General features: G+C 71.9%; 18 protein-coding genes. 7 read left to right on the top strand and 11 right to left on the bottom strand.

What is annotated here, in order from left to right:
• Positions 1–6: 6 nt before the first annotated feature.
• From NYZ98_RS30560 to fbaA, 3 genes are all read right to left on the bottom strand, one after another.
• Complete coding sequence (locus tag NYZ98_RS30560; protein ID WP_262847043.1) at positions 7–1,233, bottom strand: class I SAM-dependent methyltransferase; 1,227 nt, start codon at positions 1,231–1,233, stop codon at positions 7–9.
• A 52-nt stretch (positions 1,234–1,285) separates the two neighbouring features.
• Positions 1,286–2,926, bottom strand: a complete 1,641-nt coding sequence (locus tag NYZ98_RS30555; RefSeq protein ID WP_262847042.1) for an asparagine synthase-related protein — start codon at positions 2,924–2,926, stop codon at positions 1,286–1,288.
• Positions 2,927–3,102: 176 nt separating this feature from the next.
• Positions 3,103–4,125 (bottom strand): class II fructose-bisphosphate aldolase, encoded by a 1,023-nt coding sequence (gene fbaA / locus NYZ98_RS30550; RefSeq protein WP_262847041.1) that lies wholly within the window; start codon positions 4,123–4,125, stop codon positions 3,103–3,105.
• Between the two features lie 110 nt (positions 4,126–4,235).
• Between fbaA and NYZ98_RS30545 the strand changes: the two genes are divergently transcribed.
• Entirely contained in the window at positions 4,236–4,928 is a 693-nt protein-coding gene (locus tag NYZ98_RS30545) for a DedA family protein (RefSeq protein ID WP_262847040.1), read from the top strand.
• A gap of 89 nt (positions 4,929–5,017) precedes the next feature.
• Complete coding sequence (locus NYZ98_RS30540; RefSeq protein WP_262847039.1) at positions 5,018–5,497, top strand: DUF4115 domain-containing protein; 480 nt, start codon at positions 5,018–5,020, stop codon at positions 5,495–5,497.
• A gap of 137 nt (positions 5,498–5,634) precedes the next feature.
• On the opposite strand, the gene pyrE is transcribed toward NYZ98_RS30540, so the two are convergent.
• A complete protein-coding gene (gene pyrE, locus NYZ98_RS30535) occupies positions 5,635–6,171 on the bottom strand; it encodes an orotate phosphoribosyltransferase (RefSeq protein ID WP_262847038.1) in 537 nt (178 codons plus the stop codon).
• Positions 6,172–6,404: 233 nt separating this feature from the next.
• On the opposite strand from pyrE, the gene NYZ98_RS41605 reads away from it, so the two are divergent.
• Both NYZ98_RS41605 and NYZ98_RS30525 read left to right on the top strand, forming a co-directional pair.
• Positions 6,405–9,173, top strand: coding sequence for an NYN domain-containing protein (locus NYZ98_RS41605; protein ID WP_262847037.1), 2,769 nt, complete (start codon positions 6,405–6,407; stop codon positions 9,171–9,173).
• 58 nt (positions 9,174–9,231) lie between these two features.
• The gene (locus NYZ98_RS30525; protein ID WP_262847036.1) at positions 9,232–10,947 is read left to right on the top strand and encodes a RelA/SpoT family protein; all 1,716 of its coding nucleotides are present in this window, start codon (positions 9,232–9,234) and stop codon (positions 10,945–10,947) included.
• A 50-nt stretch (positions 10,948–10,997) separates the two neighbouring features.
• Here the strand turns inward: NYZ98_RS30525 and NYZ98_RS30520 are convergent, their stop codons facing one another.
• Positions 10,998–11,627: a response regulator gene (locus NYZ98_RS30520; protein WP_262847035.1), complete on the bottom strand. Its 630-nt coding sequence runs from the start codon at positions 11,625–11,627 to the stop codon at positions 10,998–11,000.
• On the bottom strand, positions 11,627–15,808 hold the full coding sequence (locus NYZ98_RS30515; RefSeq protein WP_262847034.1) for a HAMP domain-containing protein: 4,182 nt from the start codon (positions 15,806–15,808) through the stop codon (positions 11,627–11,629). Before NYZ98_RS30515 ends, NYZ98_RS30520 begins: the two co-directional genes overlap by 1 nt.
• Before the next feature lie 211 nt (positions 15,809–16,019).
• Here NYZ98_RS30515 and NYZ98_RS30510 point away from each other — a divergent pair, with 211 nt between their 5' ends.
• Positions 16,020–17,483, top strand: a complete 1,464-nt coding sequence (locus NYZ98_RS30510; RefSeq protein ID WP_262847033.1) for a PP2C family protein-serine/threonine phosphatase — start codon at positions 16,020–16,022, stop codon at positions 17,481–17,483.
• Here the strand turns inward: NYZ98_RS30510 and NYZ98_RS30505 are convergent.
• Complete coding sequence (locus tag NYZ98_RS30505) at positions 17,480–19,270, bottom strand: S9 family peptidase (protein WP_262847032.1); 1,791 nt, start codon at positions 19,268–19,270, stop codon at positions 17,480–17,482. The two genes, NYZ98_RS30510 and NYZ98_RS30505, sit on opposite strands and share 4 nt — an antisense overlap.
• 115 nt (positions 19,271–19,385) lie before the next feature.
• A complete protein-coding gene (locus NYZ98_RS30500) occupies positions 19,386–20,234 on the bottom strand; it encodes a putative RNA methyltransferase (protein WP_316249619.1) in 849 nt (282 codons plus the stop codon).
• Positions 20,235–20,382: 148 nt separating this feature from the next.
• On the opposite strand from NYZ98_RS30500, the gene NYZ98_RS30495 reads away from it, so the two are divergent.
• On the top strand, positions 20,383–20,961 hold the full coding sequence (locus NYZ98_RS30495; protein WP_262847031.1) for a methyltransferase family protein: 579 nt from the start codon (positions 20,383–20,385) through the stop codon (positions 20,959–20,961).
• Here the strand turns inward: NYZ98_RS30495 and NYZ98_RS30490 are convergent.
• From NYZ98_RS30490 to NYZ98_RS30480, 3 genes are all read right to left on the bottom strand, one after another.
• Positions 20,912–23,011, bottom strand: a complete 2,100-nt coding sequence (locus NYZ98_RS30490; protein WP_262847030.1) for a 3-hydroxyacyl-CoA dehydrogenase NAD-binding domain-containing protein — start codon at positions 23,009–23,011, stop codon at positions 20,912–20,914. The genes NYZ98_RS30495 and NYZ98_RS30490 overlap by 50 nt on opposite strands.
• Positions 23,008–24,186, bottom strand: a complete 1,179-nt coding sequence (locus tag NYZ98_RS30485; protein ID WP_380708531.1) for a thiolase family protein — start codon at positions 24,184–24,186, stop codon at positions 23,008–23,010. Before NYZ98_RS30485 ends, NYZ98_RS30490 begins: the two co-directional genes overlap by 4 nt.
• Positions 24,187–24,359: 173 nt before the next feature.
• Complete coding sequence (locus NYZ98_RS30480; RefSeq protein WP_262847028.1) at positions 24,360–24,929, bottom strand: PadR family transcriptional regulator; 570 nt, start codon at positions 24,927–24,929, stop codon at positions 24,360–24,362.
• Between the two features lie 91 nt (positions 24,930–25,020).
• Between NYZ98_RS30480 and NYZ98_RS30475 the strand changes: the two genes are divergently transcribed.
• Positions 25,021–25,575 (top strand): DUF3159 domain-containing protein, encoded by a 555-nt coding sequence (locus NYZ98_RS30475; protein ID WP_262847027.1) that lies wholly within the window; start codon positions 25,021–25,023, stop codon positions 25,573–25,575.
• The last annotated feature ends 44 nt before the right edge of the window (positions 25,576–25,619 follow it).

Here is a 25,619-nt window from a genome sequence, read left to right as displayed (position 1 = left end):
CGCCGGTCATCGGGGGTTCCGCCGGAGCAGCATCGCGCCCTTCTCCGCCGAGAACGCCGAGCCGGTCAGCTCGGGGTACTCCCGCAGCCAGCGGTCGGCGACCTCGCGCTCGGCGGCCCTGTCGGTGTCGTCCATGACGAACCACGCGTCGTCCGCGCACCGCGGCAGCAGCACCGGCAGCGCCGGGTACCGCACGAGCGGGGCGGTGGCGCCGGGCGGCCCGTCCACGAAGACCAGGCCGATGCCGGTCAGGTCGTCCACCACCCGCGTGTCGTACCAGGGGATGGTCTCCTCACCGCGGGCCCAGGGGGTGAGCGGCGCGTGCCTGACCTCGACGACGTCCTGCAGCCCGTGGGCCAGCACGAGGTCGGCCGAGGCCTCGGCGAACCGCTCGTCGTGCTCCAGGGCGATGACCCGGCCGCCACCGAAACGTTCCAGCGCGTAACCGAGCCACACGCTGGAGGCGCCGCTGCCGCACTCGACGACGGTGCCGGCGCCGTCCACCGCGATCCGCTCGATGAGCAGGCGCAGGATGTCGGGGGAGGCCGCCCAGCCGCGTAGCCGGGGCAGCGGGGCGCGCGGGTGCAGCAGGGCCCGGATGTCGATGAGGGCCTCTAGCTGCGCGTAGGTCTGGCGCACGGTCCTCGCCAGGCCGGCTTGGCCGTCGCGCACGGTGCCGCTCAGGGTGTCCAGCCGCTCGGAGATCTCGCGCACGGCCTGGACGGCTGTGCCGGTGAGGCCGGTGAGCTGCTCGTGGTCGTGGCGGAGTTTACGCAGGTCGTCGAGGTCGGCGGCGCTCTGGCGCACGGTGGTGTCGATCCGGGCCACGGCGGAGGCGAGCTGGGAGATCCGGTCCGCCTGGGCGGTCAGTTCCATCCGGTCCTCGCCGAGCGCCGACAGGACGACGCGCGACTGGTGGCGGCCGGCCTCCTCCATGCGGCCGGCCAGCCCGTCGAGCGTGGCGGCGAGCGTGGCGACGCTCTGCTCGGTCCTTCCTAGGGCGGCCTCGTGGCGCTTGGTGCGCGCGTCGATCCGCTGGGCCTTGCCGTCGGTACGGCGCACGCTCGCCACGATCGCGGCCGCAAGGGCCAGGACCAGGATGGAGAGGCCGATCTGGACGGCCAGGGCGGGGGCCACGACTCCCGCGGCGGACAGGGGCACCAGTGTGATCACCGCGAGACCCGCGAGGGCCGCGCCGGCGATCAACAGGAGGCGTGGGGGTAATGTCCGCATTATTACCCTTTCTGACGTTTTGGGTGGTCGGGCGGTTCCAGGTTATTCCTCGTCAGGTCAAGGGTTCCCATGCCAGGCGAGAGCGGTATCGGGCCTGCCAGCGGGCCAGCATGCTCGCCCACTGCAGGACGTAGAGCGGCCCGGTCCACCGTGCCTGCCGCGCCCGTAGTTCCGGGTCGCCGAGCGCGGCCAGCAGGCGGGGGCCGAGCAGGGCCCGCACCTCCTCCGATCCGGCGATGTCCCCGGCGAGCGAGGCCAGCGCGGCCGGAGAGGTCGTCCGCCGAGGGCCCGCCTCGGGCTTGGCGCCGGGGTCGTTGGTCGAGGGCAGGGCGGCCACCTCGCCCGCGCCGTGCGCGAGCATCGCCAGGTAGTACGCGTGGTCCTTGCGCTCGGCCAGCGGTACGCGCAGGGAGCCCGCGATCACGTCCGGGTGGACGAACGGCAGCCAGACCTCCGCCTCGGGCCCGAGCAGCCACGCCGCCGAGGCGAAGACGCCCCGGTGGGAGACGAGCCTGGCCAGCACGGGCATGGCGTGGTGCCCCTCGACCGGCCGCATGACCTGGTGGAAGGCCGAAAGGCTCAGGTCGGCGAGCACGTCCACCACGCCCGGCGCCCAGATCTGCTCATGGCGCGGGGCGTGCCCGGTCATGACGTCCCAGGAGATCTTCCGTGCCTGCTCGTGGCTCGCCGCGAGCGGGACCTCCGCGTGGTCGCCCCGGCTGCGCAGCAGCGCGTCGCCGAGGCAGCCGTCGATCAGCGGCCCCCGCAGGCCGTGGACCGCCCGCGCGTACGGCATCGCCCAGCCGTGGTGCAGCGTCTGGTACTGGGTGCGGAGCCGCACCTCGCCGTGCTCCTCCAGCCACGACTCCGGCCCGGGCGTCACCAGGTGGTGGGGCAGGCCGAGCGTCTCGGCGACGGCACTCGCGCAGGTGATGTCGAGGTCCAGGCCGTCGTCGGTGCTGGTCGTCCACGCCGTGAGACGGCTCTCGGGGCGGCGGGACACCAACGAGGCCAGCAGCCGGGAGTCCCAGCCTCCGCTCAGCCCGATGGCGACCGGCCCCGCGCGGCGCGGGATCGCCGCCGCGACCAGCTCGACCATCTCCTCGGGGGACGGCGGGCGGTCCGGCTCGGCGGCGAGCCACGAGGGCTCGAAGCCCAGCCGCTCCAGCCGTCCGCCGGCGGCGCGCCAGGCGGTGGCCGGCTCCAGGTGCTTGATCTCGGAGAAGAGCGTCTGGTCGCCGATCGGCGTGGTCATCATGAGCAGGCTCGCCCAGGCCGGCCAGTCGACGTGGAGGGGGGAGCCGTCCAGTTCCACAAGCGGGTCCTGCCGGACCGAGAAGTACAGCGCGTCGCCGACGCGGCGGACGTCGAGCTCGTTCAGGCCGAGTGCGTCGGTGTGCAGCACGACGCCGTCGGGGTCGAGGACCAGTCCCGCCGCCAGGCGCCGCTCGGAGGACTCCTGCCACGAACGGGGCTGCGGCAGGCCGCCGGCGGCGGGCCACCACAGGTAGCCGGACCGCGATCCGTCCGACCAGCTCTCCGGCTCGCCCGACGACCACAGGACGGCGGAGGGGGAGCGGTGCACCTCGTCGAGGTCGCGCGGGGAGGCGGCCAGCAGCCGCTCCACCACGCGCGCATCCCACTTTCCGATGGCACCGCAGACATATGGCCGTGCTCGGTAGGAGATGGACATTTAGCTCATGCTAACGACGTATTTGTTACAACAGCCTCGCAATCATCTCTTTTCGCGATTTTTCTCAGGAAATTCACATGAAACGGGCGGTCTTCACAGACCACCCGTTCCACTACAAGTCAGAACATGTCGTGACTCATACATCTACCTGGTGATCCACCTGATGGCGGAGAAGATCAGGACATCCTCGTGCCGGTGGACAGCAGGTCCTGGCAGGCCTGCGAAACGCGGGCCGTCATCCCGGCCTCGGCCGCCTTGCCCCACGCGCGCGGGTCGTAGTCCTTCTTGTTGCCCACGTCGCCGTCGATCTTGAGAACGCCGTCGTACTTGCGGAACATGTGGTCGGCGACCGGGCGGGTGAAGGCGTACTGCGTGTCGGTGTCGATGTTCATCTTCACCACGCCGTAGGAGATCGCCTCGCGGATCTCCTCGAGCGAGGAGCCGGAGCCGCCGTGGAAGACGAGGTAGAAGGGCTTCTCGGTGCCGTACTTGCCGGCGACGGCGTCCTGGATGTCCTTCAGGACGCTCGGGCGGAGCTTGACGTGGCCCGGCTTGTACACGCCGTGCACGTTGCCGAAGGTGGCGGCCAGCAGGTAGCGGCCGTTGTCCCCCAGGCCGAGCGCCTCGGCGGTGGCCAGGGCGTCCTCGGGCGTGCTGTAGAGCTTCTCGTTCATCTCGCCGACGACGCCGTCCTCCTCGCCGCCCACGACGCCGATCTCGGCCTCCAGGACGACGTGCGCCCGGCTGGCCTTCTCCAGCAGCTCGCGGGCGATCTGGAGGTTCTCGTCGAGCGGGCAGGCGGAACCGTCCCACATGTGCGACTGGAACAGGGGGTCCTTGCCCTCGGCGACCCGGGCGAGCGAGATCTCAAGGAGCGGGCGCACGAAGCCGTCGAGCTTGTCCTTCGGGCAGTGGTCGGTGTGCAGCGCGATGTTCACGGGGTACTTGTCGGCGACGGCGCGCGCGTACTCCGCCAGGGCCACCGCACCGGTGACCATGTCCTTCACCGACGTGCCCGACAGGTACTCGGCGCCGCCGGTCGACACCTGGACGATGCCGTCGCTCTCGGCCTCGGCGAAGCCGCGGAGCGTGGCGTTCAACGTCTGCGAGGACGTCACGTTGATCGCCGGGTATGCGAAACCATTGGCCTTGGCCCGGTCGAGCATCTCGGCATAGACCTCTGGGGTCGCGATAGGCATCGGAGTCATCTCCCTGGTCGGAATGGTGGCGGGTGCGGGGCTCGGTCCTCCCCCGGGCAAGTATTGCGAAGGAGCGGCGGACGAGGAAGCAGGGGGTACCCTCATCCGTGATGGACCTCACAAATCTTCTGGACGCCCAATGGTGGATCGTCACCTTCGGGCTCATCGGCATTCTCGCGATCATTTTCGCCGAGACAGGGCTGCTCGTCGGCTTCTTCCTGCCCGGAGACTCGCTGCTGGTGGTCGCCGGGATGGGGGCGTCGGCGGCGGTCGCGTCCTCGGTCGGCCTGGACGCGCCGTTCCCCCTGGGCGTCCTGCTGGTGTGCGCGCCGATCTGCGCCATCGCCGGGGCCCAGCTCGGCCACCTCATCGGCGCCAAGTCCGGCCCCCGGCTGTTCTCGCGGCCCGACTCCCGGCTGTTCAAGATGGAGTACGTCCAGAAGGCCGAGCACTACTTCGCGAAGTTCGGGCCCTCCAAGGCCGTGGTGCTCGCCAGGTTCATCCCCATCGTCCGCACCTTCCTCAACCCGGTCGCCGGGATGCTCGGGATGCCCGCCGGGAAGTTCCTCGTGTGGAACATCGTCGGCGGCGTCCTGTGGACCGAGTCGATGCTCCTCATCGGCTACTTCGCGGGCAGCGTCATCCCGGACGTGGACCACTACATCATCCCCGGCGCCGTCGTGATCGTGCTGCTGTCGATCATCCCGATCGTGCGTGAGGTGCTGAAGAACCGCCGGGAGCCGAAGGACGGTCCGGCCGAGCCGCGTGGCCGTCATCACAGGGATCCCGCCTCCCCGATGTAGCGGCCAGGGCGCCGGTTTCGGGCCCCGAGCCATAAGAGTCCTGTTCGGAGCGGCCTTGGCGCCGCCACGCAGGCGCTACCCTCCGGTACATGGGACGCCATCGGTCTGACCCCATGGGCATCGCCCGTCTGCTCCTCGTAGGCGTGGCGATCCTCGTGGTGCTGGTGCTGATCGTCGTGGGCGCCCTCTCCCTCATCGGGTCGCTGAAGTCGGATGAGCCGGGGCCCTCCCCGGCCGGCTCGGCCCAGGTGCCGCAGGGCGGGCCCGCGTCGTCCGCGCCCCCGGTCTCGGTCTCCGCGGTGCGCACCGCCGCCGACACCGACATCCCCACCTTGTTCGTCGAGTGCCGGGCCGACCGGTGCCCGCTGTTCGTCCGCGCCAGCGGCGGTGACGTGGTCGAGGACCGCGAGCTCGGCAAGGGCCAGCAGGCGTCCTACTCCGAGGCCGGCCTCGAAGTGGTGCTCGACGACGCCTCCACCGTGTACGTCGAGGTGAACGGCAGGCCGCGCCCCCCAGGGGAGCCCGGGGAGCGCCAGAGCTTCACCGCCAAGCGCGCGACGCCCGGCTGACGCCCGCCCTGGGCACACCGGGCGTACGGCGGCTCAGGGCGGGCCGGGCGTACGGCCGGTGCTCAGCACGAGGCGTACGGCCGGTGCTCAGCACGAGGCGTACGGCCGGTGCTCAGCACGAGGCGTACGGCCGGTGCTCAGCCGAGGCCGAGGTCGGTCAGCGTGTAGGCGGTGCGGTAGGTGAAGCCCGCCTCCTCGATCTTCGCCGCGGCGCCCCGGTCGACGATCGTCGCGACGCCCACGATCTCGGCGCCCGCCTCCCGAAGGGCCTCCACCGCCGTGAGGACCGACCCTCCGGTGGTCGAGGTGTCCTCCACAGCCAGCACACGGCGGCCCGCGACGTCCGGGCCCTCGATGCGGCGCTGCAGCCCGTGCGCCTTGCCCGCTTTGCGCACGACGAACGCGTCGAGCCTGCGCCCGCGTGCCGCCGCCGCGTGGAGCATCGCGACGGCCACCGGGTCGGCGCCCAGGGTCAGCCCGCCCACGGCGTCGTAGCCGAGGTCCTCGGTGAGATCGAGCATCACCCGGCCGACCAGAGGGGCGGCGGCGCCGTCCAGCGTGATGCGCCTCAGATCCACGTACCAGTCGGCCTCGCGGCCGGAGGAGAGCACGACCCGGCCGTGCACCACTCCCTTTTTCTTGATCTCGTCCAGTAGGTTCGCATGGTCGCTCATGGGGCCAGCCTAGAGATGGGGATTCGGCCGGGCCGCTGCGCCACTCGTTTATCACCCCAGGTCAGTTAAAGAGGACAAACTGGTACGGTCTGCGTGGACGTCCCTGGATATGGTCATGCGGGTGCTGAATCGCCGGGATTCACTCTCGCACGATCAGTGGCTTCATTACCCTGGGATAGGGCCGGGCTTCGGCTGCCACCGGGCTTGGGCCAAGTAGGAAAGGGCGGTGTCACGTGGATCGCTGCGCGCTGTTCGTGGACGCGGGCTATCTGCTGGCGGACGGCGCCATGGCCGTTCATGGGACCCGCCATCGCGAGGCCGTCGCCTGGGACTACCCCGGTCTGCTCCAGCTCCTGTCCACCCTGTCCCGCGAACGCACCGACCTGCCGCTCCTGCGCTGCTACTGGTACGAGGCGACCGTCGAGGGCAGGCGCACCCCCGAGCACGACGCGCTGGCCGACATCCCCGGTCTCAAGCTGCGGCTCGCGCGCATCAGGCCCGGCCGCAGGGAGGGCGTCGACGCCCAGGTCCACCGCGACCTGATGACCCTGGCCCGCAACAACGCCATCTGCGACGCGGTGGTGGTCAGCGGCGACGAGGACCTCGCCCAGGTCGTGAGCGACGCCCAGGACCTCGGCATCCGGGTCACCGTCATCCACATCGCGGCCGACGGGAGCTGGGCGGTCTCCCGCACGCTCCAGCAGGAGTGCGACGACCTCATCGAGATCGGCGGCGGCCACCTCCGGCCGTACGTCAACCTGGTGACCGGCAACGTGATCGGCCCGCCCGACAACGGCGCGGGCAACGGCCTGCCGCAGCGGCTCAGCAACGGCCAGTCCCGTGACAACGGCCTGTCCCGCGAGGGCCTCACCCGAGGCAACGGGCTCACCCACACGCGGGACGGCGGCGCGCAGCCCCCCTCGACCGGGTCCATGGCCGCCGCAGGCCCCGGCGGGTCGGCCGTCACCGGGTCCGGGTCCCGCCCGGGCCACGGCTCGCATGCCCCGGGCGGCGCGCTCGGCGGCTCCTATGACTCCGGCACCCTGGGTGGGACGTCCGGCGCCCTCGGGTCCGGCACGCACACCTCTGGCACCTCTGGATCCGACCCGCAAGGCACGGGCTCCGCGGGCTCCGGTTCACACGGCTCCGGATCGCACGGCTCGGGTTCGGGCGGCGCCCTGACCGGCGGCTCCTCCGGCGGCCTCACCAGCGGTCCGACCTCCGGCGGTTCCCACGCGTCCGGTGGATCCGGCACGGGAGGCGTCTCGTCCGGTTCGCACGGCTCGCCGGGTCCGGGACCGGGCTCGCGCGGCTCCGGCTCGCACAGCCCGGGGGCGCTCGGCGCGCTCGGCGGGCTCGGGTCCAGCCCGCACGCGGCGAACGCCGGGTCCGGCTCGTCCGGTCAGGGCTCCTCGGGTCCCGGCTCACCGAACGCCTCGTCCCACGCGCCGGAGACCCTCGGCTCGGGCTCGCACGGCCCGGGTCAGGACCCGGGCGCGTACGGCCAGGGTCCCCGCCCCTCGTCCACCGAGCCGGGCATGTTCGAGTCCGGGCCGCACGGCACGTCCGCCGAGCCCGGCGGCTACGGCTCCTCCGCCGAGCCGGGCGGTTACGGCTCCTCGCCGGAGCCCGGCGGGTACGGGTCGCCGCCTGACGCGGGCGGGTACGGTTCGCCGTCCGCCGAGTCCGGAGGCTACGGATCCTCCGCCGAGCCCGGCGGCTACGGTTCGCCGGCCGCCGACCCCGGCGGCTACGGGTCCGAGCCGGGCGCCTACGGGTCCTCCGCGCCCGCCTCGTCCCCGGGTTCTGGCTCGCACGGGTCCCCCCCGGGCGCAGGCCCCCTCGGTCCCACGTCCTCCGGTTCGTCCTCGGGGTCGGGCGGGTCCGGTCCGGGTTCCTATGGTTCGTCCTCCGGGACCGGCGAATCCGGCTCCTATGACTATTCGCCGGGGACGGGCGGGTCGGGTTCGGGTTCGTACGGTTCGTCCTCGGGGTCGGGTGGGTCGGGTTCGGGTTCGTACGGTTCGTCCTCGGGGTCGGGTGGGTCGGGTTCGGGTTCGTACGGTTCGTCCTCGGGATCGGGCGGGTCAGGTTCGGGCTCCTACGGTTCGTCCTCCGGGACGGGCGGGTCAGGTTCGGGTACGCACGGGTCGTCGCCGGGGCAGAACGCGTTCGGGTCCGGCTCCCACGCCACGCCTGGCGGTAAGCCGCCCGCGTCGAGCCCGCCCGCGTCCGGTCCCCCGCCGTCCGGCGCGATGGGGTCCACGTTCGGCTCGGGGTCCCACGGCTCCTCGGGGGGTGCCGACGCCCCGGACCAGGGCTCGCACGGCTCCTTCGGCTCCGGCGCGCAGGACGCCGGCGGCCACGGCTCCCACGGGTCCGGCTCGCGCGGGCTCGGCACGCCTGGTTCGCCGGGCTCCGGTGCGCAGGGCCAGGGTTCCTACGGCGGGTCGCAGCAGGGGCCGGGCTCACACGGCTCCGGCTCGCGCGGGCTCCCCGCGCAGTCGCCGCCCCCGCCGCGCTCCTCCCAGCCCGCGCTCCCCCCGGCCTACTCCAGCTATTCGGCCGAGGCGCAGCAGGCCACCCACCAGCAGGCACCACCGCAGGCGCCCATGGCGGCGCCGGTCCCGCCGCAGTCCTCCTCGGTGCCGAGCCAGTACAACATGGGCGCGAGCGGCCCGCCGACCTACCCGCAGCTCGGCCCCTACACCGGCCCCCAGCCCGCCCCGGTGCCCTCGCACACCGCGCCCGGCACCACCACCCTGGCCGACGCGGTGAAGGCCGCGCACAAGGAGGGGCACGACTTCGGCGAGTCCGTCGCCAGGGACGCCCCCGCCCTGTGGCTGGAGGCCGTGCTCGCCCGCAAGCCGCGCATGCCGTCCGACCTGGAGGCCCGGTTGCTCCAGGGATCGTCGCTCCCGATCGACTTCCTGCTGCACGACGAGGTACGCCACGCGCTGCGCCGCGGCTTCTGGGACGCCCTGGAACGCGCTCGGCGCTAACGTTGGAGGATGCGGGCGCGCCGCGTCCCATGGCTCCCGGCGGTGGCGAGGGGGAACGATGGGTGACGAGCAGCCCCCGGGCCGTGCCGCCCGGGCTCTGAGAGACGTCACGTCGCGTGCCGAGCGTGCCGCGAACATGGCCGCCCTCGACCCCGTCCTGCGTGCCCACCGGGCCGGCTACCCGAAGTCCAGGCTCGCCCCGGTGCGCAAGGCGTACGAGGCCGCCGAGCTGGCCCACCGCGGTCAGCGCCGCAAGTCGGGCGAGCCGTACATCATCCACCCGATCGAGGTCACGCTGATCCTGGCCGAGCTCGGCCTGGACACCGCGACGCTCCAGGCGGCGCTGCTGCACGACACCATCGAGGACACCTCCTACACACTGGACGAGCTGCGCGCGGACTTCGGGGACGAGGTCGCCGTCCTGGTCGACGGGGTGACCAAGCTCGACGGGTCACGCTGGGGGGAGCGGGCGGAGGCCGAGACGTTCCGCAAGATGGTCCTGGCCGCCGCCGCCGACCTGCGCGTCCTGCTGATCAAGCTCGCCGACCGGCTGCACAACCTCCGCACCCTGGGCTTCCAGCCCGCGCACAAACGGCAGCGCATCGCCCGCCAGTCCCAGGAGCTCCTGATCCCCTTCGCCGAGCGGCTCGGCATGTACGAGCTCAAACGGGAGATGGACGATCTGTGCTTCTCGGTGTTACAGCCGGAGGCGCACGCCGCCATCGACACCGCGCTGGCCGCCAGGGAGGCCGGGGGGCGGCTGCTGCTGGACCCCGCCGTGCGGCGGCTGAGGGCCGCGCTGAAGGACCAGCGCCTGTCGGCGCAGGTCATCCTGCACCGCCGCCACCTGTGGGCGGTACACCTCGACGTGGGCGACCATCTCGACACCCTCCAGCCCGCCGACCTGTTCCGGCTGCTGGTGCTGGTCGACGGCGAGGACCGCGACTGCTACATCGCGCTGGGCGCCGTCCACACCAGCATGAGCCCGGTGCCCGGCCGGCTGAAGGACTTCATCTCGCTGCCGAGGTTCAACCTGTACCGCGCGCTGCACACCCGCGTCATCGCCGACGGCGGCAAGGTGATGGACGTCATCATCCGCACCCGCCAGATGCACCGCATGGCCGAGCGCGGGCTGGCCGCCCACATCCACGACGTCGCCAAGGGGCAGCGGGCGGACGTGGCGGGGCGCATCGACCTCGAATGGCTGCGCCGGCTGCTGGCCTGGCAGAACGACGCGACCTCGGCCGACTTCCTTGAGTCGCTGCGCGGCGACCTGCGGCCCGACCTCATCGCCGCGTTCACGACGGGCGGCGAGGTGATCCCGCTGCCGCCCGGCGCCACCCCGATCGACTTCGCGTACGCCCTCGGCCCGGAGATCGGCAACCACGCCATCGGCGCGCTGGTCAACGGGAAGCTGGCCCCGCTGCACGCGCGGCTCGACAACGGCGCGGTGGTGCACATCCTGACCGCCGACACGGCCCGCCCGTCGGCCGAGGGGCTGAACGCGGCCACGACGCCCACGGCCCGGCTGCTGATCCGGCGGCACCTCGCGGCCCAGCAGGAGGACGACGCGGCCGAGACGGGCCGGCGCATGGTGGCGGACGCCCTCGCCGCCGCCGGCATGGAGTTGCTGGACCTGGAGTGTCGTGGCGTGTCGGGCAGCGTGGCGGGCCGCCTGGGGTACCGCGAGCTGGACGACATGTACGCGGCCGTCGAGGCGGGCGCCGTGGACCTGGCGAGCCTGGTCGCCGAACTCACCACCGACCCTGCCTGACCACTATGAGCGGATGCGGTCGCGGGCGGGCGGCCGTGCGCGGCGGCGGGTCAGGACAGGGCGTCGAAGCCGGCGCGGAGGTGGACCACGCGCTCGGCCAGGTCGCCCAGCGGCCCGGTGATGGGCGCGCCGCCGTTGCCGGCCTTCTCCGCCAGCTCGGTCACCCGCGTCAGCTCGTCCTCCACGGCCGTCAGCCGCCGGGACAGCTCGGGGAGCACCTCGGCGCCCGCGCCGTCCGGCAGCTCGACGCTGAGCCGCTCGCGCAGCAGGGACGCCTGCTCGGTGAGCCGGCGGTTCATGGTGTACAGCTCGACGAAGACCGACACCTTGGCCCGGAGCACCCAGGGGTCGAACGGCTTGGTCAGGTAGTCGACCGCGCCGGCGGCGTACCCACGGAACGCGTAGTCGGGGGCGCTGTCGACCACGGTCAGGAAGATGATCGGGATGTTGCGGGTGCGCTCGCGCCGCTTGATGTGCGCCGCGGTCTCGAAGCCGTCCATGCCGGGCATGCGGACGTCGAGCAGGATGAGGGCGAACTCGATGCCGAGCAGCGCCTTCAGCGCCTCCTCACCGGACCGGGCGCGTACGGCGACCACGTCCAGGGAACTGAGGATGGCCTCGAGGGCGATGAGGTTCTCCTCGCGGTCGTCGACCAGGAGGATCCTCGCTCTGTCCGGCATCAGCCGCGTCCTTCCTTGGCGTCGCCGGAGCCGTTCCGGCCGCGCGTGAGCCAGCCACGCAGGCGTTCGAGCAGGCGGTCCACGTCCACCGGCTTCGGGACGTAGTCCGACGCGCCCGAGGCGATGCTCTTCTCCCGGTCGCCGTGCATCACCTTGGCCGTGAGCGCGATGATCGGCAGGTCGGCGAACTGCGGCATGCGGCGGATGGTGGAGGTGGTCGCCCAGCCGTCCATCTCGGGCATCATGATGTCCATCAGCACCAGGGCGACGTCCTCGTTGCGTTCGAGCTGCTCGATGCCCTCGCGGCCGTTCTCCGCGTAGACCACGGTCGAGCCGTGCCGCTCCAGCACGCTCGTCAGCGCGAACACGTTGCGGATGTCGTCGTCCACGATGAGGATCTTCGCATTGTTCAGCGGGTCGTCGCCCTGCCAGGTGCCGGTCTCGCCGGCCAGCGGGAGCTGCGGCATCTGCAGATCGGCGTACATGTCGGGCAGTTCCGGCAGCGCGTTGGCCACGTCCAGCTCCAGGGCGCGCTCGCGCTGGGCGCCGGAGAGCGAGACCGCCCCGCCGTCGACGCCCGCGAGCGGCCCCGCGTAGTTGATCGGCAGGTGCAGGGTGAACGTGCTGCCGTGGCCGGGCTCGCTCTCGGCGTGGATCTCCCCGCCGAGCAGCCGGGCGATCTCCCGGCAGATCGACAGGCCGAGGCCGGTGCCGCCGTACTTGCGGCTGGTCGTGCCGTCGGCCTGGCGGAACGCCTCGAAGATCACGTCGAGTTTCTCCGCCGCGATGCCGATGCCGGTGTCCACCACCGCGAACGACAGGATGTCGTCGCTGTCCTGGAGGGTCTCGTCGATGTAGGGGATCCCGCCGGCGGCGCGGGTGATGTTCAGCGACACCTCGCCCTTCGGCGTGAACTTGACCGCGTTGGACAGCAGGTTGCGCAGCACCTGCTGGAGGCGCTGCTCGTCGGTGAGCAGTTCCTCCGGCACCGAGGGGTCCACCTCGACGGTGAACGCCAGGCCCTTGTCCTGCGCGAGCGGGGCGAAGGTGGCCTCGACGAAGTCGACCAGCTTGGGCAGCGAGAGCTCCTGCGGATGGATGTCCATGCGACCGGCCTCGACCTTGGACAGATCGAGGATGTCGTTGATGAGCTGCAGCAGCGCCGAGCCGGCCCCGTAGATCGTCCTGGCGAACTCGACCTGCTTGGAGGTCAGGTTGCCGTCGCTGTTCTCGGTGAGGAGCTTGGCCAGCACCAGCAGGCTGTTCAGCGGGGTGCGCAGCTCGTGGGACATGTTGGCGACGAACTCCGACTTGTACCGCGAGGAGACCGCGAGCTGCTCGGCGCGCTCCTCCAGGGTGCGGCGGGCCTGCTCGATCTGGAAGTTCTGGATCTCGATGGCGCGGTTCTGCTTGGCGAGCAGCGCGGCCTTGTCCTCCAGCTCGGCGTTGGACCGGCGCAGCTCCTCCTGCTGGCGCTGCAGCTCGTCGGAACGCTCGCGCAGCTCGGTGGTGAGGCGCTGCGACTCGGTCAGCAGGCCTTCGGTGCGGGAGTTGGCGATGATCGTGTTCATCGTGACGCCGATGGTCTCGACGAGCTGGTTGAGGAAGGCCAGGTGGGTCTCCCCGAACCGGCTGAACGAGGCCAGCTCCAGCACGCCGAGCACCTGGTCCTCGAACAGGACCGGCAGGACCACGATCTGGGCCGGCGTGGACGTGCTCAGCCCCGAGTCGATCATGAGGTAGCCGGAGGGGACGTCGTCGAGCACGATCGGGCGGCCCTCGGCGGCGGCCTGCCCGACGATGCCCTGGCCGAACGCGAAGTCCTGCCGGGGGCTGCGGCCGGGCCGCACGCCGTACCCGGCGATCAGCCGCAGCTCGTTGTCGTGCGTGCTCGGGACCATGTAGAAGGCCCCGTAGCGGGCGGAGACCAGCGGGGTCAGCTCGCTCATGATGAGCTTGGCGACCTCCATGAGGTCGCGGTGGCCCTGCATGAGGCGGGAGACCCTGGCCAGGTTGCTCTTGAGCCAGTCCTGTTCCTGGTTGGCCTTGGTGGTGTCGACCAGGTTGGACACCATCGTGTTGATGTTGTCCTTCAGGTCGGCCAGCTCGCCCTGCGCCTCGACGCTGATCGAGCGGGTCAGGTCGCCGGTCGCGACCGCGCTGGTGACCTCGGCGATGGCGCGGACCTGGGTGGTGAGGTTGCCCGCGAGCTCGTTCACGCTCTCGGTCAGGCGCTTCCAGGTGCCCTCGACTCCCTCGACCCGGGCCTGGCCGCCGAGCCGGCCCTCGGAGGCGACCTCGCGGGCCACGCGGGTGACCTCGGAGGCGAACGAGGAGAGCTGGTCGACCATGCGGTTGATCGTGGTCTTCAGCACCAGGATCTCGCCCTGGGCGTCCACGTCGATCTTCTTCGACAGGTCGCCCTTGGCGACGGCGGTGGTGACCTCGCCGATGTTGCGCACCTGGTAGGTCAGGTTGGTGGCCATCAGGTTGACGTTGTCGGTGAGGTCCTTCCAGACGCCCGAGACGCCGCGTACGCGGGCCTGGCCGCCGAGCTGGCCCATGGTGCCGACCTCGCGTGCCACGCGGGTGACCTCGTCGGCGAACAGCGAGAGCTGGTCGACCATGGTGTTCACCGTGTCCTTGAGCTGCAGGATCTCGCCCTGCGCGTCCACGGTGATCTTCTTGGAGAGGTTGCCCTGGACCACGGCGGTGGAGACGGCCGCGATCTGGCGCACCTGGGAGGTCAGGTTGTTGGCCATGAAGTTGACGTTGTCGGTGAGGTCCTTCCAGACCCCCGACACGCCGCGCACCTGGGCCTGGCCGCCGAGCTGGCCCTCCGAGCCGACCTCGCGGGCGACGCGGCTCACCTCGGAGGCGACCGACGAGAGCTGGTCGACCATGGTGTTGATCGTGGACTTCAGCTCCAGGATCTCGCCCTGGGCGTCCACGTCGATCTTCTTGGACAGGTCGCCGCCGGCCACGGCCTTGGTCACCTGGCCGATGTTGCGCACCTGGTAGGTCAGGTTGGTGGCCATCGAGTTGACGTTGTCGGTGAGGTCCTTCCAGACCCCCGACACGCCCTTGACCTCGGCGCGCCCGCCGAGCTGGCCCTCGGTGCCGACCTCACGTGCCACGCGGGTGACCTCGTCGGCGAACAGCGAGAGCTGGTCGACCATGGTGTTCAGGGTCTCTTTGAGCTGGAGGATCTCGCCACGCGCGTCCGCGGTGATCTTCTTGGAGAGGTCGCCCTGGGCGACTGCGGTGGCCACGGTCGCGATGTTGCGCACCTGGCTCGTGAGGTTGCTCGCCATCACGTTGACGTTGTCGGTGAGGTCCTTCCAGACGCCCGACACGCCGCGCACCCGGGCCTGGCCGCCCAGTTCGCCCTCGGTGCCGACCTCGCGGGCCACGCGGGTGACCTCCTCGGCGAAGGCCGAGAGCTGGTCGACCATGGTGTTGACGGTGTTCTTGAGCTCCAGCATCTCGCCGACCGCGTCGACCGTGACCTTGCGGCTGAGGTCGCCGCGCGCCACGGCGGTGGTGACCACCGCGATGTCGCGGACCTGGGCGGACACCCGGCTGGACATGGTGTTGACGGCCTCGGTGAGGTCACGCCAGCTTCCGGACATGCCGCGCAGGTTGGCCCGGCCGCCGAGCTGGCCCTCCGACCCGACCTCGCGGGCGACCCTGGTCACCTCGGAGCTGAACAGGGAGAGCTGGTCGACCATGCCGTTGATCGCCTTGCCGAGGCGGCGTACCTCGCCCCGGGAGGTACGGTCCATGTCGATGCGGCGGGACAGGTCGCCCTGGGCGACCGCGTCCAGGACGTCGGCCGCGCTGCTCACCGGGCCCACCAGGGCGTCGATGAGGGCGTTCACCGAGTCGACGCTCTCGGCCCACGAGCCCACGCCGGGGCCGGGGGTCAGCCGGACGCCGAAGCGCCCTTCCTTGACCACCTCGCGGCGCACGCGCAGCAGTTCGTTGGCGAGATGCTCGCGGCGGTCGGCGACCTCGTTGACCAGCAGGCGGACCTCGCTGAGTATGCCCGGGGGCGCATGGGGCACCCGACGCCGGAAGTCGCCGTCACGCCAGGTGATGAGCGTCTCCAGGAGGGGCCGGAGCTCGGACTCGGTATAGGACCGCTCCGGAGTGGCCCCCGTGGTGGGGGTACCCTTCATGAAGCCTCCTTCACGCTGTTCGGGCGGGACACGGAGTACTGCCAGTCTGGCATGAAGGACGCTATGCGGTCGCCCGGTCGAATGACCGCACGTAAGACCCGACTGTGGTAAGCACGGTGCAATGACAAGTTCTTCCCGGGGTGTGCTGGCCGCTTCCTTCGCGCCCGGCAGAACGGCCCTACCCGACGCGAAGCGGTTCACTCATGAGGTCATGACCGCGTGGGCCGCTTCGTCGATCGGCATGGACGCCGAGCGGTTGACCGGAGAGCTGGTCTCCGAGATGGACGATGTCCCATTTGAGATTGTATGGGTACATCAGGGAGATTCTCTTCAGATCGAGGTCAGCCAGAAGGACAGCGACCGGGCCGCCGCGATCCCGCCGTCCGGGCCGGTCACGGTCTGGGGGGTGAGCTTCGCGGGCTCGACGCGCACCCGCTGGGCCCGTCTCGGCCTCCCCGGAGGCGGCGGCACCCGCACCGTCGACGACTGGGCCGGCCAGCGCGCCTCGCAGAGCCAGAGCTGGCTGGGCTTCCTCGCCGACGCCAGCGACCTGCTCGCCGGCACCCTGGACCCCGACATGGTGCCCGCGCTGATCGCCCAGATCGTGGTGCCCCGGCTCGCGACCTGGTGCGCGGTCTACACGGCCGACGCCGGCCACGGCCCGCTCGGCCTCGCCTATCTCTGGCACGCCGACGAGTCCCAGATCGACGCCCTGCGCGAGGAACTCGACCACGCCGCCATCCCCCAGGCGGAGAACCTGACCCCGCTGCCGGTCCAGCTCGCCGACTGGCAGTCGCTGGCCTTCCCCCTGCTGGCCCGGGGGCGCAGCCTCGGCATGATGTGCCTCGGGCGCGCGGGCCGCTTCCCCGACGACGTCGCCCAGCTCGCCGAGGATCTCGGGCGGCGGGCGGCGCTGGCCATGGACAACGCCCGGCTGTACGCCCAGCAGGCCGACGCCAACCGCGCCCTCCAGCGCAGCCTGCTGCCGCCCGGCACCCCCGCCGAGACCCCCGGCCTCGACTACTCCGTGGTGTACGAGCCGGCGGGCGAGACCAACGAGGTGGGCGGCGACTTCTACGACCTGTTCGCCACCGGTGAGGACTCCTGGCGGTTCGCGATCGGCGACGTCTGCGGCACCGGCCCGCAGGCCGCCGCGGTCACCGGCCTGGCCCGCCACACGATCCGCCTGCTCGCCCGCGAGGGGTACGACGTGGCCTCGGTCGTCTCGCGGCTCAACCAGGCGATCCTGGAGGAGGGTGAGCGGGCCAGGTTCCTCACCCTGCTGCACGGTGAGATCAGGCGCACCTCCGACGGCCTCGATCTGTCGCTGATCTCCGCCGGGCATCCCGAGGCCCTGCGGCTGCGGCCGACCGGGCAGGTCGAGGCGGTCGTGACGTCGCAGTCGCTGCTCGGGGTCTTCCCCGAGGCCGAGTTCACCGCCGACCACGTCCACCTGGCGCCCGGGGACGTCCTGCTGGGCGTCACCGACGGGGTCACCGAGCGCCGCGCCGGCGAACGCCTCCTCGACGACGACGGCGGGCTGTCCAGGCTCCTGGCGGAGTGCGCCGACCTGTCCGCGCGCGCGGTCGCCGAACGGATCCGGCGCGCCGTCGAGGAGTTCGCCGTCGAGCCGAGCGCCGACGACATGGCGATCCTCGTCCTGCGCGCCGACTAGCCCCGGCCGGAGGGCTGGGCCAGGCCGACGTGCTTGCGGGCGAAGTCGAGCTGGGCCGCCATCTGGCGGATCCGCTCCTCGATGACCAGGGTGCCGTGGCCTGCGGTGTAGCGGTACACCTCGACCTCGTGCTTGCGCTCGGCCAGCTTGTCCAGGTACTTCTCGATCTGGTTGATCGGCGAGCGCGGGTCGTTCTCGCCCGCCAGGACCAGCAGCGGCGCCTGGAGCGAGTCGAGGTAGGAGATCGGCGAGGAGGCCGCGTACAGCTCGGGCACCTCCTGCGGCGAGCCGCCGAACAGCGCGCGGTGGTAGGCGCGCAGCCCCTCGGTCTCGTCGCTGTAGGCCACGGCGTGGTCGGCGATCGGCACGGCGGCGATGCCCGCGACCCAGGCCTTCGGCTGGGTGCCGATGCCGAGCAGGGTGAGGTAGCCGCCCCACGACGCGCCCGCGAGCACCAGGCGCTCGGGGTCGGACATGCCCTGGCCGACGGCCCAGTCGCGGACCGCGGCCACGTCGGCCAGCTCGATGTGGCCCACGTCACCGCGCAGGGCGTCCCGCCAGGCCGAGCCGTATCCAGTGGAGCCCCGGTAGTTGACGCGGATCACGGCGAAGCCGGCGTCGACCCAGGCGGCCAGGTTCGGCAGGAAGGAGTCGTCGTCCTGCGCCGCGGGCCCGCCGTGCAGCAGGAAGACCGTCGGGGCCGGCGACGGGCCGCCCTCGGGCCGGGACACCAGGGCGTGGATCCGCCCGCCGGGGCCTTCGACGAAGATGTCCTCCAGCGGCACCGACGGCGGCGCCGAGGGGCCGGACTGGTTCATGACGACGTGACCCTCGCTGGACCTGACCACCGGCGGGTGCGCGGCGCTCGACCAGGAGTACTCGACCGTGCCGTCGGGGCGCGGCATCGCGTCGTGGATGACGCCGTGCGGGGTCTTGATCGGCGTGAGGCCGCCGCCACCGAGGTCGTACCGGAACAGCTCGGTCCTGGCGCGGTTGTTGTGGCCGATCAGCAGGGCGCGGCCGTCGTGGTACCAGTCGGCGGTGATCTCGCCGGGCACCCTGAGCCAGATCTCGCGCTGCTCGCCGGTCACCGGGTCCCAGACCAGCGGCTCGCGGCGGCCGCGCCGCTCGTGCAGGGCGAGGACGCGCCGGTCGGTCATGGTCGGGGCGAACCGCACCCCGGAGAAGCCCTTGCCCGGACCGTCGTGCAGGTCGCCGACGATCTGGCCGTTGGCCTTGATCACCCGCAGGGCGGGGTGGCGCGAGTCGCCGTGCTCGCTGTGGTTCAGGGCGATCAGCGTGCCGTCGAGCGACATGCCGGCGACCTGGACGAACTCGCGGGACTCGTAGATCACGGTGGGCTTCTCGTCGGAGCCGATCCGCGTGTGGAGCACCTGGAAGCCGTGGCGGCTGCTCCTGCCGACGGCGGCGGTGCCGGTGGCCGCGAGGGCCAGGCCCGTCGGGTGACCGGGGGCGAGGTCGGGATGGGCGGGCATCTCGGGGCCGCCGTTGAACGGCTGGCGCATCCAGATGCCGTACTCGTCGCCGTAGGTGTCGGAGAACCACCAGATCCACTGGCCGGTCGGATCGATGGCGGCGTGGGAGGTGCCTCGCGGACGGCTGGTGACCTGGCGCGTGGTGCCGGTCGACCGGTCCCAGGCGTGGATCTCCCAGATTCCGGAGATGTTGCAGCGGTACACGGCGCGGGCGGGTGCCAGCCGTGCCCAGATGGGCAGCGTCATACGTGCCGCGCGGAACCTGGCCTGCCAGCGTTCCTCGGCCTTCATGGGCGTGCCCCTCCCTCACGCTCTCCCGGAAAGGGATCGGCGGGTTGCCGTTAAGTATGTCGCTTCGAAACGGAGATGGCCTAAAAAGTCGGGGAAATTGGTAAATCTAGCGTGTCTAGGTGATCTTACGGAAGAGAGAGATCCGGCATGACATTTTCACGGCCATCGGGTCCGCAAGGTGTGAGATCTCCTTCCTGAGCGCGGCCGGATCGGTGTGCCAGGCGCTCGGTCCCATTCCGGCCACGGCCTCGACGGCCCGGTGGTCCAGCCGCATCTCCGCCTCCTCGATGAGGTGCCCGGTCCCGGCGAAATGGCCGCCGAGCGCCTCCTCGACCCGCCGGCCCTTGGACTCGTCCACCGACAGCAGGCCGAGCGCGCCGACCAGGGGGGCGAGGTGCGCCGGCGTCGGGGTCACCACGATGAGCGTGCCGCCGGGGCGCAGCACGCGGGCGAACTCCGGCCCGTTGCGCGGGGCGAAGACGTCCAGGAGCACGTCCACGCGGCCGTCCTTGACCGGCAGGGGCCGCCACACGTCCGTCACGACGGCGCCGACCCGGGGATGGGCGCGCGCGGCCCGCCTGAGGGCGTGCTTGGAGATGTCCAGGGCGATCCCCGTGTCGCCGGGGCCGAGGACCGCCGCCAGGTAGTGGCCGGTGCCCGCTCCGGCGTCCAGCACGACCTTGGCGCCCCCCGTGTCGCCGATCCCGGCGACCAGCTCGCGCAGGCGGCCGGAGAGCGGGGCGAAGTGCCCGGCGCCGAGGAACGCGTCCCGCGCGGCGACCATGGCCGGGGTGTCGGCCGTGCCGGGGACACCCGAGCCGGTGAGCAGGCTGAGGTACCCCTGCCTGGCCACGTCGAACGCGTGGCCCTGGGCGCACCGCGCCGCGCCGCCGCCGAGGACCAGGTCGCCGCGGCAGACCGGGCAGGCGAGGTGTTCGATGACGTCGGCCAGCACGCCGTCCATCATCGCCGACCCTGGCAGGCCAGAGAACTCACTGATTGATGAGATCGTGACCCGGGGGCCGCCGGCACGACGCGCGCATCGGAGTACCGTCATATTCACCATCCAGGGAATTCCTCCGCCTCCAGGGCGGAGCGTCGCGAATCGAGGGATGGCGATGCGCAAGCCCGCCGCCGCTGCCGGTAGTGCCGTGTTCTTCCTGGTCGCCCCCGGGACCGTGCTGGTCCTGATCCCGTGGTGGATCACCCACTGGCGGGTGGGCGAGCCCGCCCCCTGGCCGCCGCTTCGGGTGGCAGGGGCGGTCCTGCTCCTCGCCGCGGTGGCCGCGCTGGTGTGGACGTTCTCCCGGTTCGTCACCGAGGGACGCGGCACGCCCGCCCCGGTCGCCGCGCCCGAGCACCTGGTCGTGGGCGGCCTGTACAGATATGTGCGCAACCCCATGTACGTGGCGGTGCTGGCGGGCATCGTCGGCCAGGCCCTGATACTCGGGCGGCCCGTCCTGCTCCTCTACGCCGCCGCCGTATGGGTCGTGCCCGCCGCGTTCGTGCACTGGTACGAGGAACCCGAGCTGGCACGGCGGTTCGGCGCGGAGTACGAGGAGTACCGCCGCGCCGTCCCGGCCTGGCTGCCACGGCTGCGCCCATGGCGGCCGGGCGGGGACGGCGCGGACGCGCCGGGCCTCAGTCGGGAACGGAGGCCACGCCCGGCGCCAGGAAACGACGCCCGGTGACCTTCTCCGACACGCCCGTCCTGTCGAGGTAGGGCGTGATGCCGCCGGTGTGGAACGGCCAGCCGGCCCCGAGGATCATGCACAGGTCGATGTCCTCGGCGGCGGCGACCACGCCCTCGTCGAGCATCAGCCGCACCTCCTCGGCCAGCGCGCCGAGCGCCCGCTGGCGCACCTGCTCCGCGTCAGGCCCGGCGGTCCCGATCGTCTGGGACTCGAAGATCTCCCGCGCCTCGGGGTCGATCGTGAAGTCCGGCGCGTAGACGCCGGGCTTGCCGGCCTTGACGAGGTTCGCCAGGCTGGCCGACACCTTGTACCGGCCGGGGAAGGCCTCGTGCAGCGTCTCGGCGACGTGCAGCCCGACGGCGGGCCCGACGAGCTGGAGCAGCGTGAACGGCGTCATGGGCAGGCCCAGGCCGTCCAGGGCGTGGTCGGCGGTCTCGATCGGGGTGCCCTCGTCGACGGCGCCGATGACCTCGCCCATGAAGCGGGTGAGCAGCCGGTTCACCACGAACGCCGGGGCGTCCTTCACCAGCACGCCCGACTTGCGCAGCGCCTTGCCGACCGCGAACGCGGTGGCCAGCGAGGCGTCGTCGGTGCGCTCGCCCCGGACGACCTCCAGCAGCGGCAGGACGGCGACCGGGTTGAAGAAGTGCAGGCCGACGACCCGCTCGGGGTGCCGCAGCTCCGCCGCCATGGCCGTGACCGAGAGCGAGGAGGTGTTGGTGGCCAGCACGCACTCGGGGCGCACGACCGCCTCGACCTCGGACAGGACCTGCCTTTTGACCTTGAGGTCCTCGAACACCGCCTCGATGACGAGTTCGGCGTCGGCGAACGCGTCCTTGGTCAGCGACCCGGTCACCAGGCCCGTCAGCCGGTTGGCCGTGTCGGCGCCGATGCGTCCCTTGGCCAGCAGCCGGGCGATCTCGGCGTGCACGTAGGCCACGCCTTTGTCGAGGCGGGCCTGGTCGAGGTCGGTGAGGACCACCGGGACCTGGAGGCGGCGGGCGAACAGCAGCGCGAGCTGCGAGGCCATCAGCCCGGCGCCCACCACGCCCACCTTGGTGATCGTGCGGGCCAGCGCACGGTCCGGCGCCCCTGCGGGCCGCTTGGCCCTGCGCTGGACCAGGTCGAAGGAGTACAGCCCGGCCCGCAGCTCGTCGCCCGTCAGCAGGTCGGCCAGGGCCTGGGTCTCGGCCTCGAACCCCTGGTCACGGGGGGCCGTGCGCGCCAATTCCACCAACTCCAGCGCGCGGTACGGGGCCGGGGAGGCGCCGTGCAGCTTCATGTCCACCAGCGCACGCGCGCCCGCGACCGCCGCCTCCCAGGAGCCGGCGTCCTCGGTGAACGGCGGGCGGGGCACGGCCGCCTCGCCGGTCAGCACGCGCGAGGCCCAGCTCAGGGACTCCTCCAGGAAGTCGGCGGGCTCGAAGACCGCGTCGGCGACCCCGAGCTTGAACGCCTCGGTCCCCTTGATCATCTTGTTCTGGGACAGCGGGTTCTCGATGATCAGCTTGAGCGCGTTCGCCGGGCCGATCAGCCGGGGGAGCAGTTGCGTGCCGCCCCAGCCCGGCACCAGGCCGAGGAAGCACTCGGGCAGCGCCACCGCCGGGACGCCTGACGAGATCGTGCGGTACGTGCAGTGCAGGGCGATCTCCAGGCCGCCGCCCATCGCCGCGCCGTTGACGAACGCGAACGACGGCACCTCCAGCTCGCCGAGCCGGCGGAACACCTCGTGGCCCAGCCGGCCGATCTCCTCGGCCTGGGCGCGGGTGCGCACCCGCGCGGCGCCCGTCAGGTCGGCGCCGACGGCGAAGATGAAGGGCTTGCCGGTGACGCCGACCGCCGCGAGGTCCGAGCGTTCGCAGATGGCGTCGAGCGCCTCGTCCAGCTCGGTGAGGCCGCGCGGCCCGAAGGTGTTCGGCTTGGTGTGGTCGAAGCCGTTGTCCAGTGTGATCAGGGCCATGGTGCCCGCCTCGCCGGGGAGCGTGACGTCGCGGACGAGGGCGTGGGTCACGGCCTCGTCGTCATGGATGCCGGTGATTCCGCTCACTTGGCGCCCTCCCAGGCGGGGTTCTCCCAGACGACCGTTCCGCCCATGCCCATGCCGACGCACATCGTGGTGACGCCGTAGCGCACCTCGGGCCGTTCGCCGAACTGCCGGGCGAGCTGGGTCATCAGCCGCACGCCCGAGGAGGCGAGCGGGTGGCCGAACGCGATGGCGCCGCCGTACGGGTTGACCCGGGGGTCCTCGTCGTCGATGCCGAAGTGCGACAGGAACGCCAGGACCTGCACGGCGAAGGCCTCGTTGATCTCGAACAGGCCGATGTCGCCGATGGACAACCCGGCCAGGCGCAGCGCGCGCTCGGTGGAGGGGATGGGCCCGACGCCCATCACCTCGGGGTCGACGCCGGCGAAGGCGTAGGAGACGAGCCGCATCTTGGGCGTCAGCCCCAGCTCGGCCGCGGTGTCCGCGGCGGCGATGAGGCTGCCGGTGGCGCCGTCGTTGATGCCCGCCGAGTTCCCGGCGGTGACGTTGCCGTGCGGGCGGAACGGCGTCTTGAGCGCCGCCAGGCCCTCGGGGGTGGTGCCGGGGCGCGGGGGCTCGTCCTCGGTGGCGAGGCCCCAGCCCTCGGCCGCCTTGCGGGTCGCCATGGGCACCAGGTCGGGCTGGATCTTGCCGTCGGCGTAGGCCTTGGCCACCTTCTCCTGGGAGGCCACGGCGTAGGCGTCGGCGCGCCGCTTGGTGATGCCGGGGTAGCGGTCGTGCAGGTTCTCCGCCGTCATGCCCATGACCAGCGCTGAGCCGTCGACGAGGTTCTCGGACAGGAAACGCGGGTTGGGGTCGACGCCCTCGCCCATCGGATGGCGTCCCATGTGCTCCACGCCGCCGGCGATGGCGACGTCGTAGGCGCCGAAGGCGATGCCGCCGGCCACGGTGGTGACGGCCGTCATCGCGCCCGCGCACATGCGGTCGATGGCGTAGCCGGGCACCGACTTGGGCAGCCCGGCCAGCACCGCGGCGGAGCGGCCGATGGTCAGGCCCTGGTCGCCGATCTGGGTGGTGGCCGCGATGGCGACCTCGTCGACCCGCTCGGGCGGCAGGTGGGGGTTGCGCCGCATCAGTTCGCGGATGACACGGACGATCAGGTCGTCGGCGCGCGTCTCGGCGTACAGGCCCTTGGGGCCGGCCTTGCCGAAAGGCGTGCGTACGCCGTCGACGAACACGACGTCACGGGACGGAGGCACGGTTGGCTCCTCGCTGCTCGGTAGCTTCCGGCTAGTGCTACTCGTGAGTAACATGATGCCATGGCCCGGCGCCGGGAAAGCGCGGGGGTCCGGCCCGGAAACGCGGGGCCTGAGCCTTCGAGAGCGCGGGGGGTGCGGCCCTGTGATGAGCCTCAGCCGCCGGTCTCCCGAGGGGCCTCCCCGGTGAGCGGGTCGCGGGGCGAGGGCCACTTCTCGATCTCGGCCGTGGCCCACTCGGCCCACTCGCGATGCAGGTTGGTGAACCGCAGCCCCCACTCCAGGGCGAGCCTGCCGTAGACCGAGAGGTCGTCCTCCCCCTCGGACACGATGTCCACCAGACCCGCCAGGCTCTCGTGCCGGCCGGCCGCGAACTCCGCCTGCCGCCGCAGGTAGCCGGCGGCCTGCTCCCGGTCGAGCCGCCCGAGGAAGAAGACGCGAAGCAGCATGTCGCTGCGGTGGACGTGGGTGGGCTCGACCTCCGTCAGCCAGTGGCGCAGTTCGGCCAGCCCGGTGTCGTCGATGGCGTACTCCTTGCGGCCGCGCGGGCCCTCGGCCGCCACCTTGACCAGGCCGGCGTCGGCGAGCCGGGACAGCTCGCCGTAGACCTGGCTCTGCGTGGCCGGCCAGACGTTCGCCAGGGAGATGTCGAAGATCTTCATCAGGTCGTATCCGCTGGCGGGTCCCTGGGCGAGCAGGCCGAGCAGGGCGTGTCGAAGGCTCATGGCCGGATCCTACATTCCACTGTTGACAGGTCGCCAGCGGACGTTCTAGGTTCGACATGTCACAAGTGGAATGTCAATCAAGGAGCCCCCCATGATCCGCAGCCTCCTCGGCTTCCTCCCCTGGATCGCCTACGCCGTCCTCGCGACCAGCGACAACTGGAGGTACGGCGCCATGGTCGGCCTCGCGATAGCGCTCGTGCTCGTCGTCCTGGATCGCCGGTCGGGCAAACAGTGGGATCAGATGGTGATCGAATGCAGCGCGGTGGTGTTCCTCACCCTGGCCATCGTGATCTCCCTGGCCGCCCCCGGCGCCTCGTTCATGCGGTACGGACCCGCCCTGGTCGACGGCTGGCTCGCGCTCACCGCCTGGGGCTCCCTGGCCATCCGCAAGCCGTTCACCCTCGGCATCGCGCGGAGCATGGCGCCCCGGGAGGTGTGGGAGACGCCGGTGTTCTACCGGATCAACGCGGTCATCACCTCGGTGTGGGGCACCGCCTTCGTCGTCGCCGGCGTCGCGCTGGCCGTGCTGCTGTACAGCGCACCGCACGCCACCGCCGCCGTGATCGCCGTCAAGGTCATCGGCTTCGCGGCGCCCGCCGTCTTCACCGCCCGGTACCCCAAGATCGTCGCCGCCCGCTACGCCTGACTCCGGCCGCGCGCCCGTCCGCGCCCGCAAACGCCGCCCGCCGT

It is taken from the genome of Sphaerisporangium corydalis (assembly GCF_025506355.1).
GTDB classification, from domain to species: domain Bacteria; phylum Actinomycetota; class Actinomycetes; order Streptosporangiales; family Streptosporangiaceae; genus Sphaerisporangium; species Sphaerisporangium corydalis.
The sequence above is the reverse complement of the archived record's forward strand: the minus strand, read 5'-3'. Positions and strand labels throughout refer to the sequence as shown.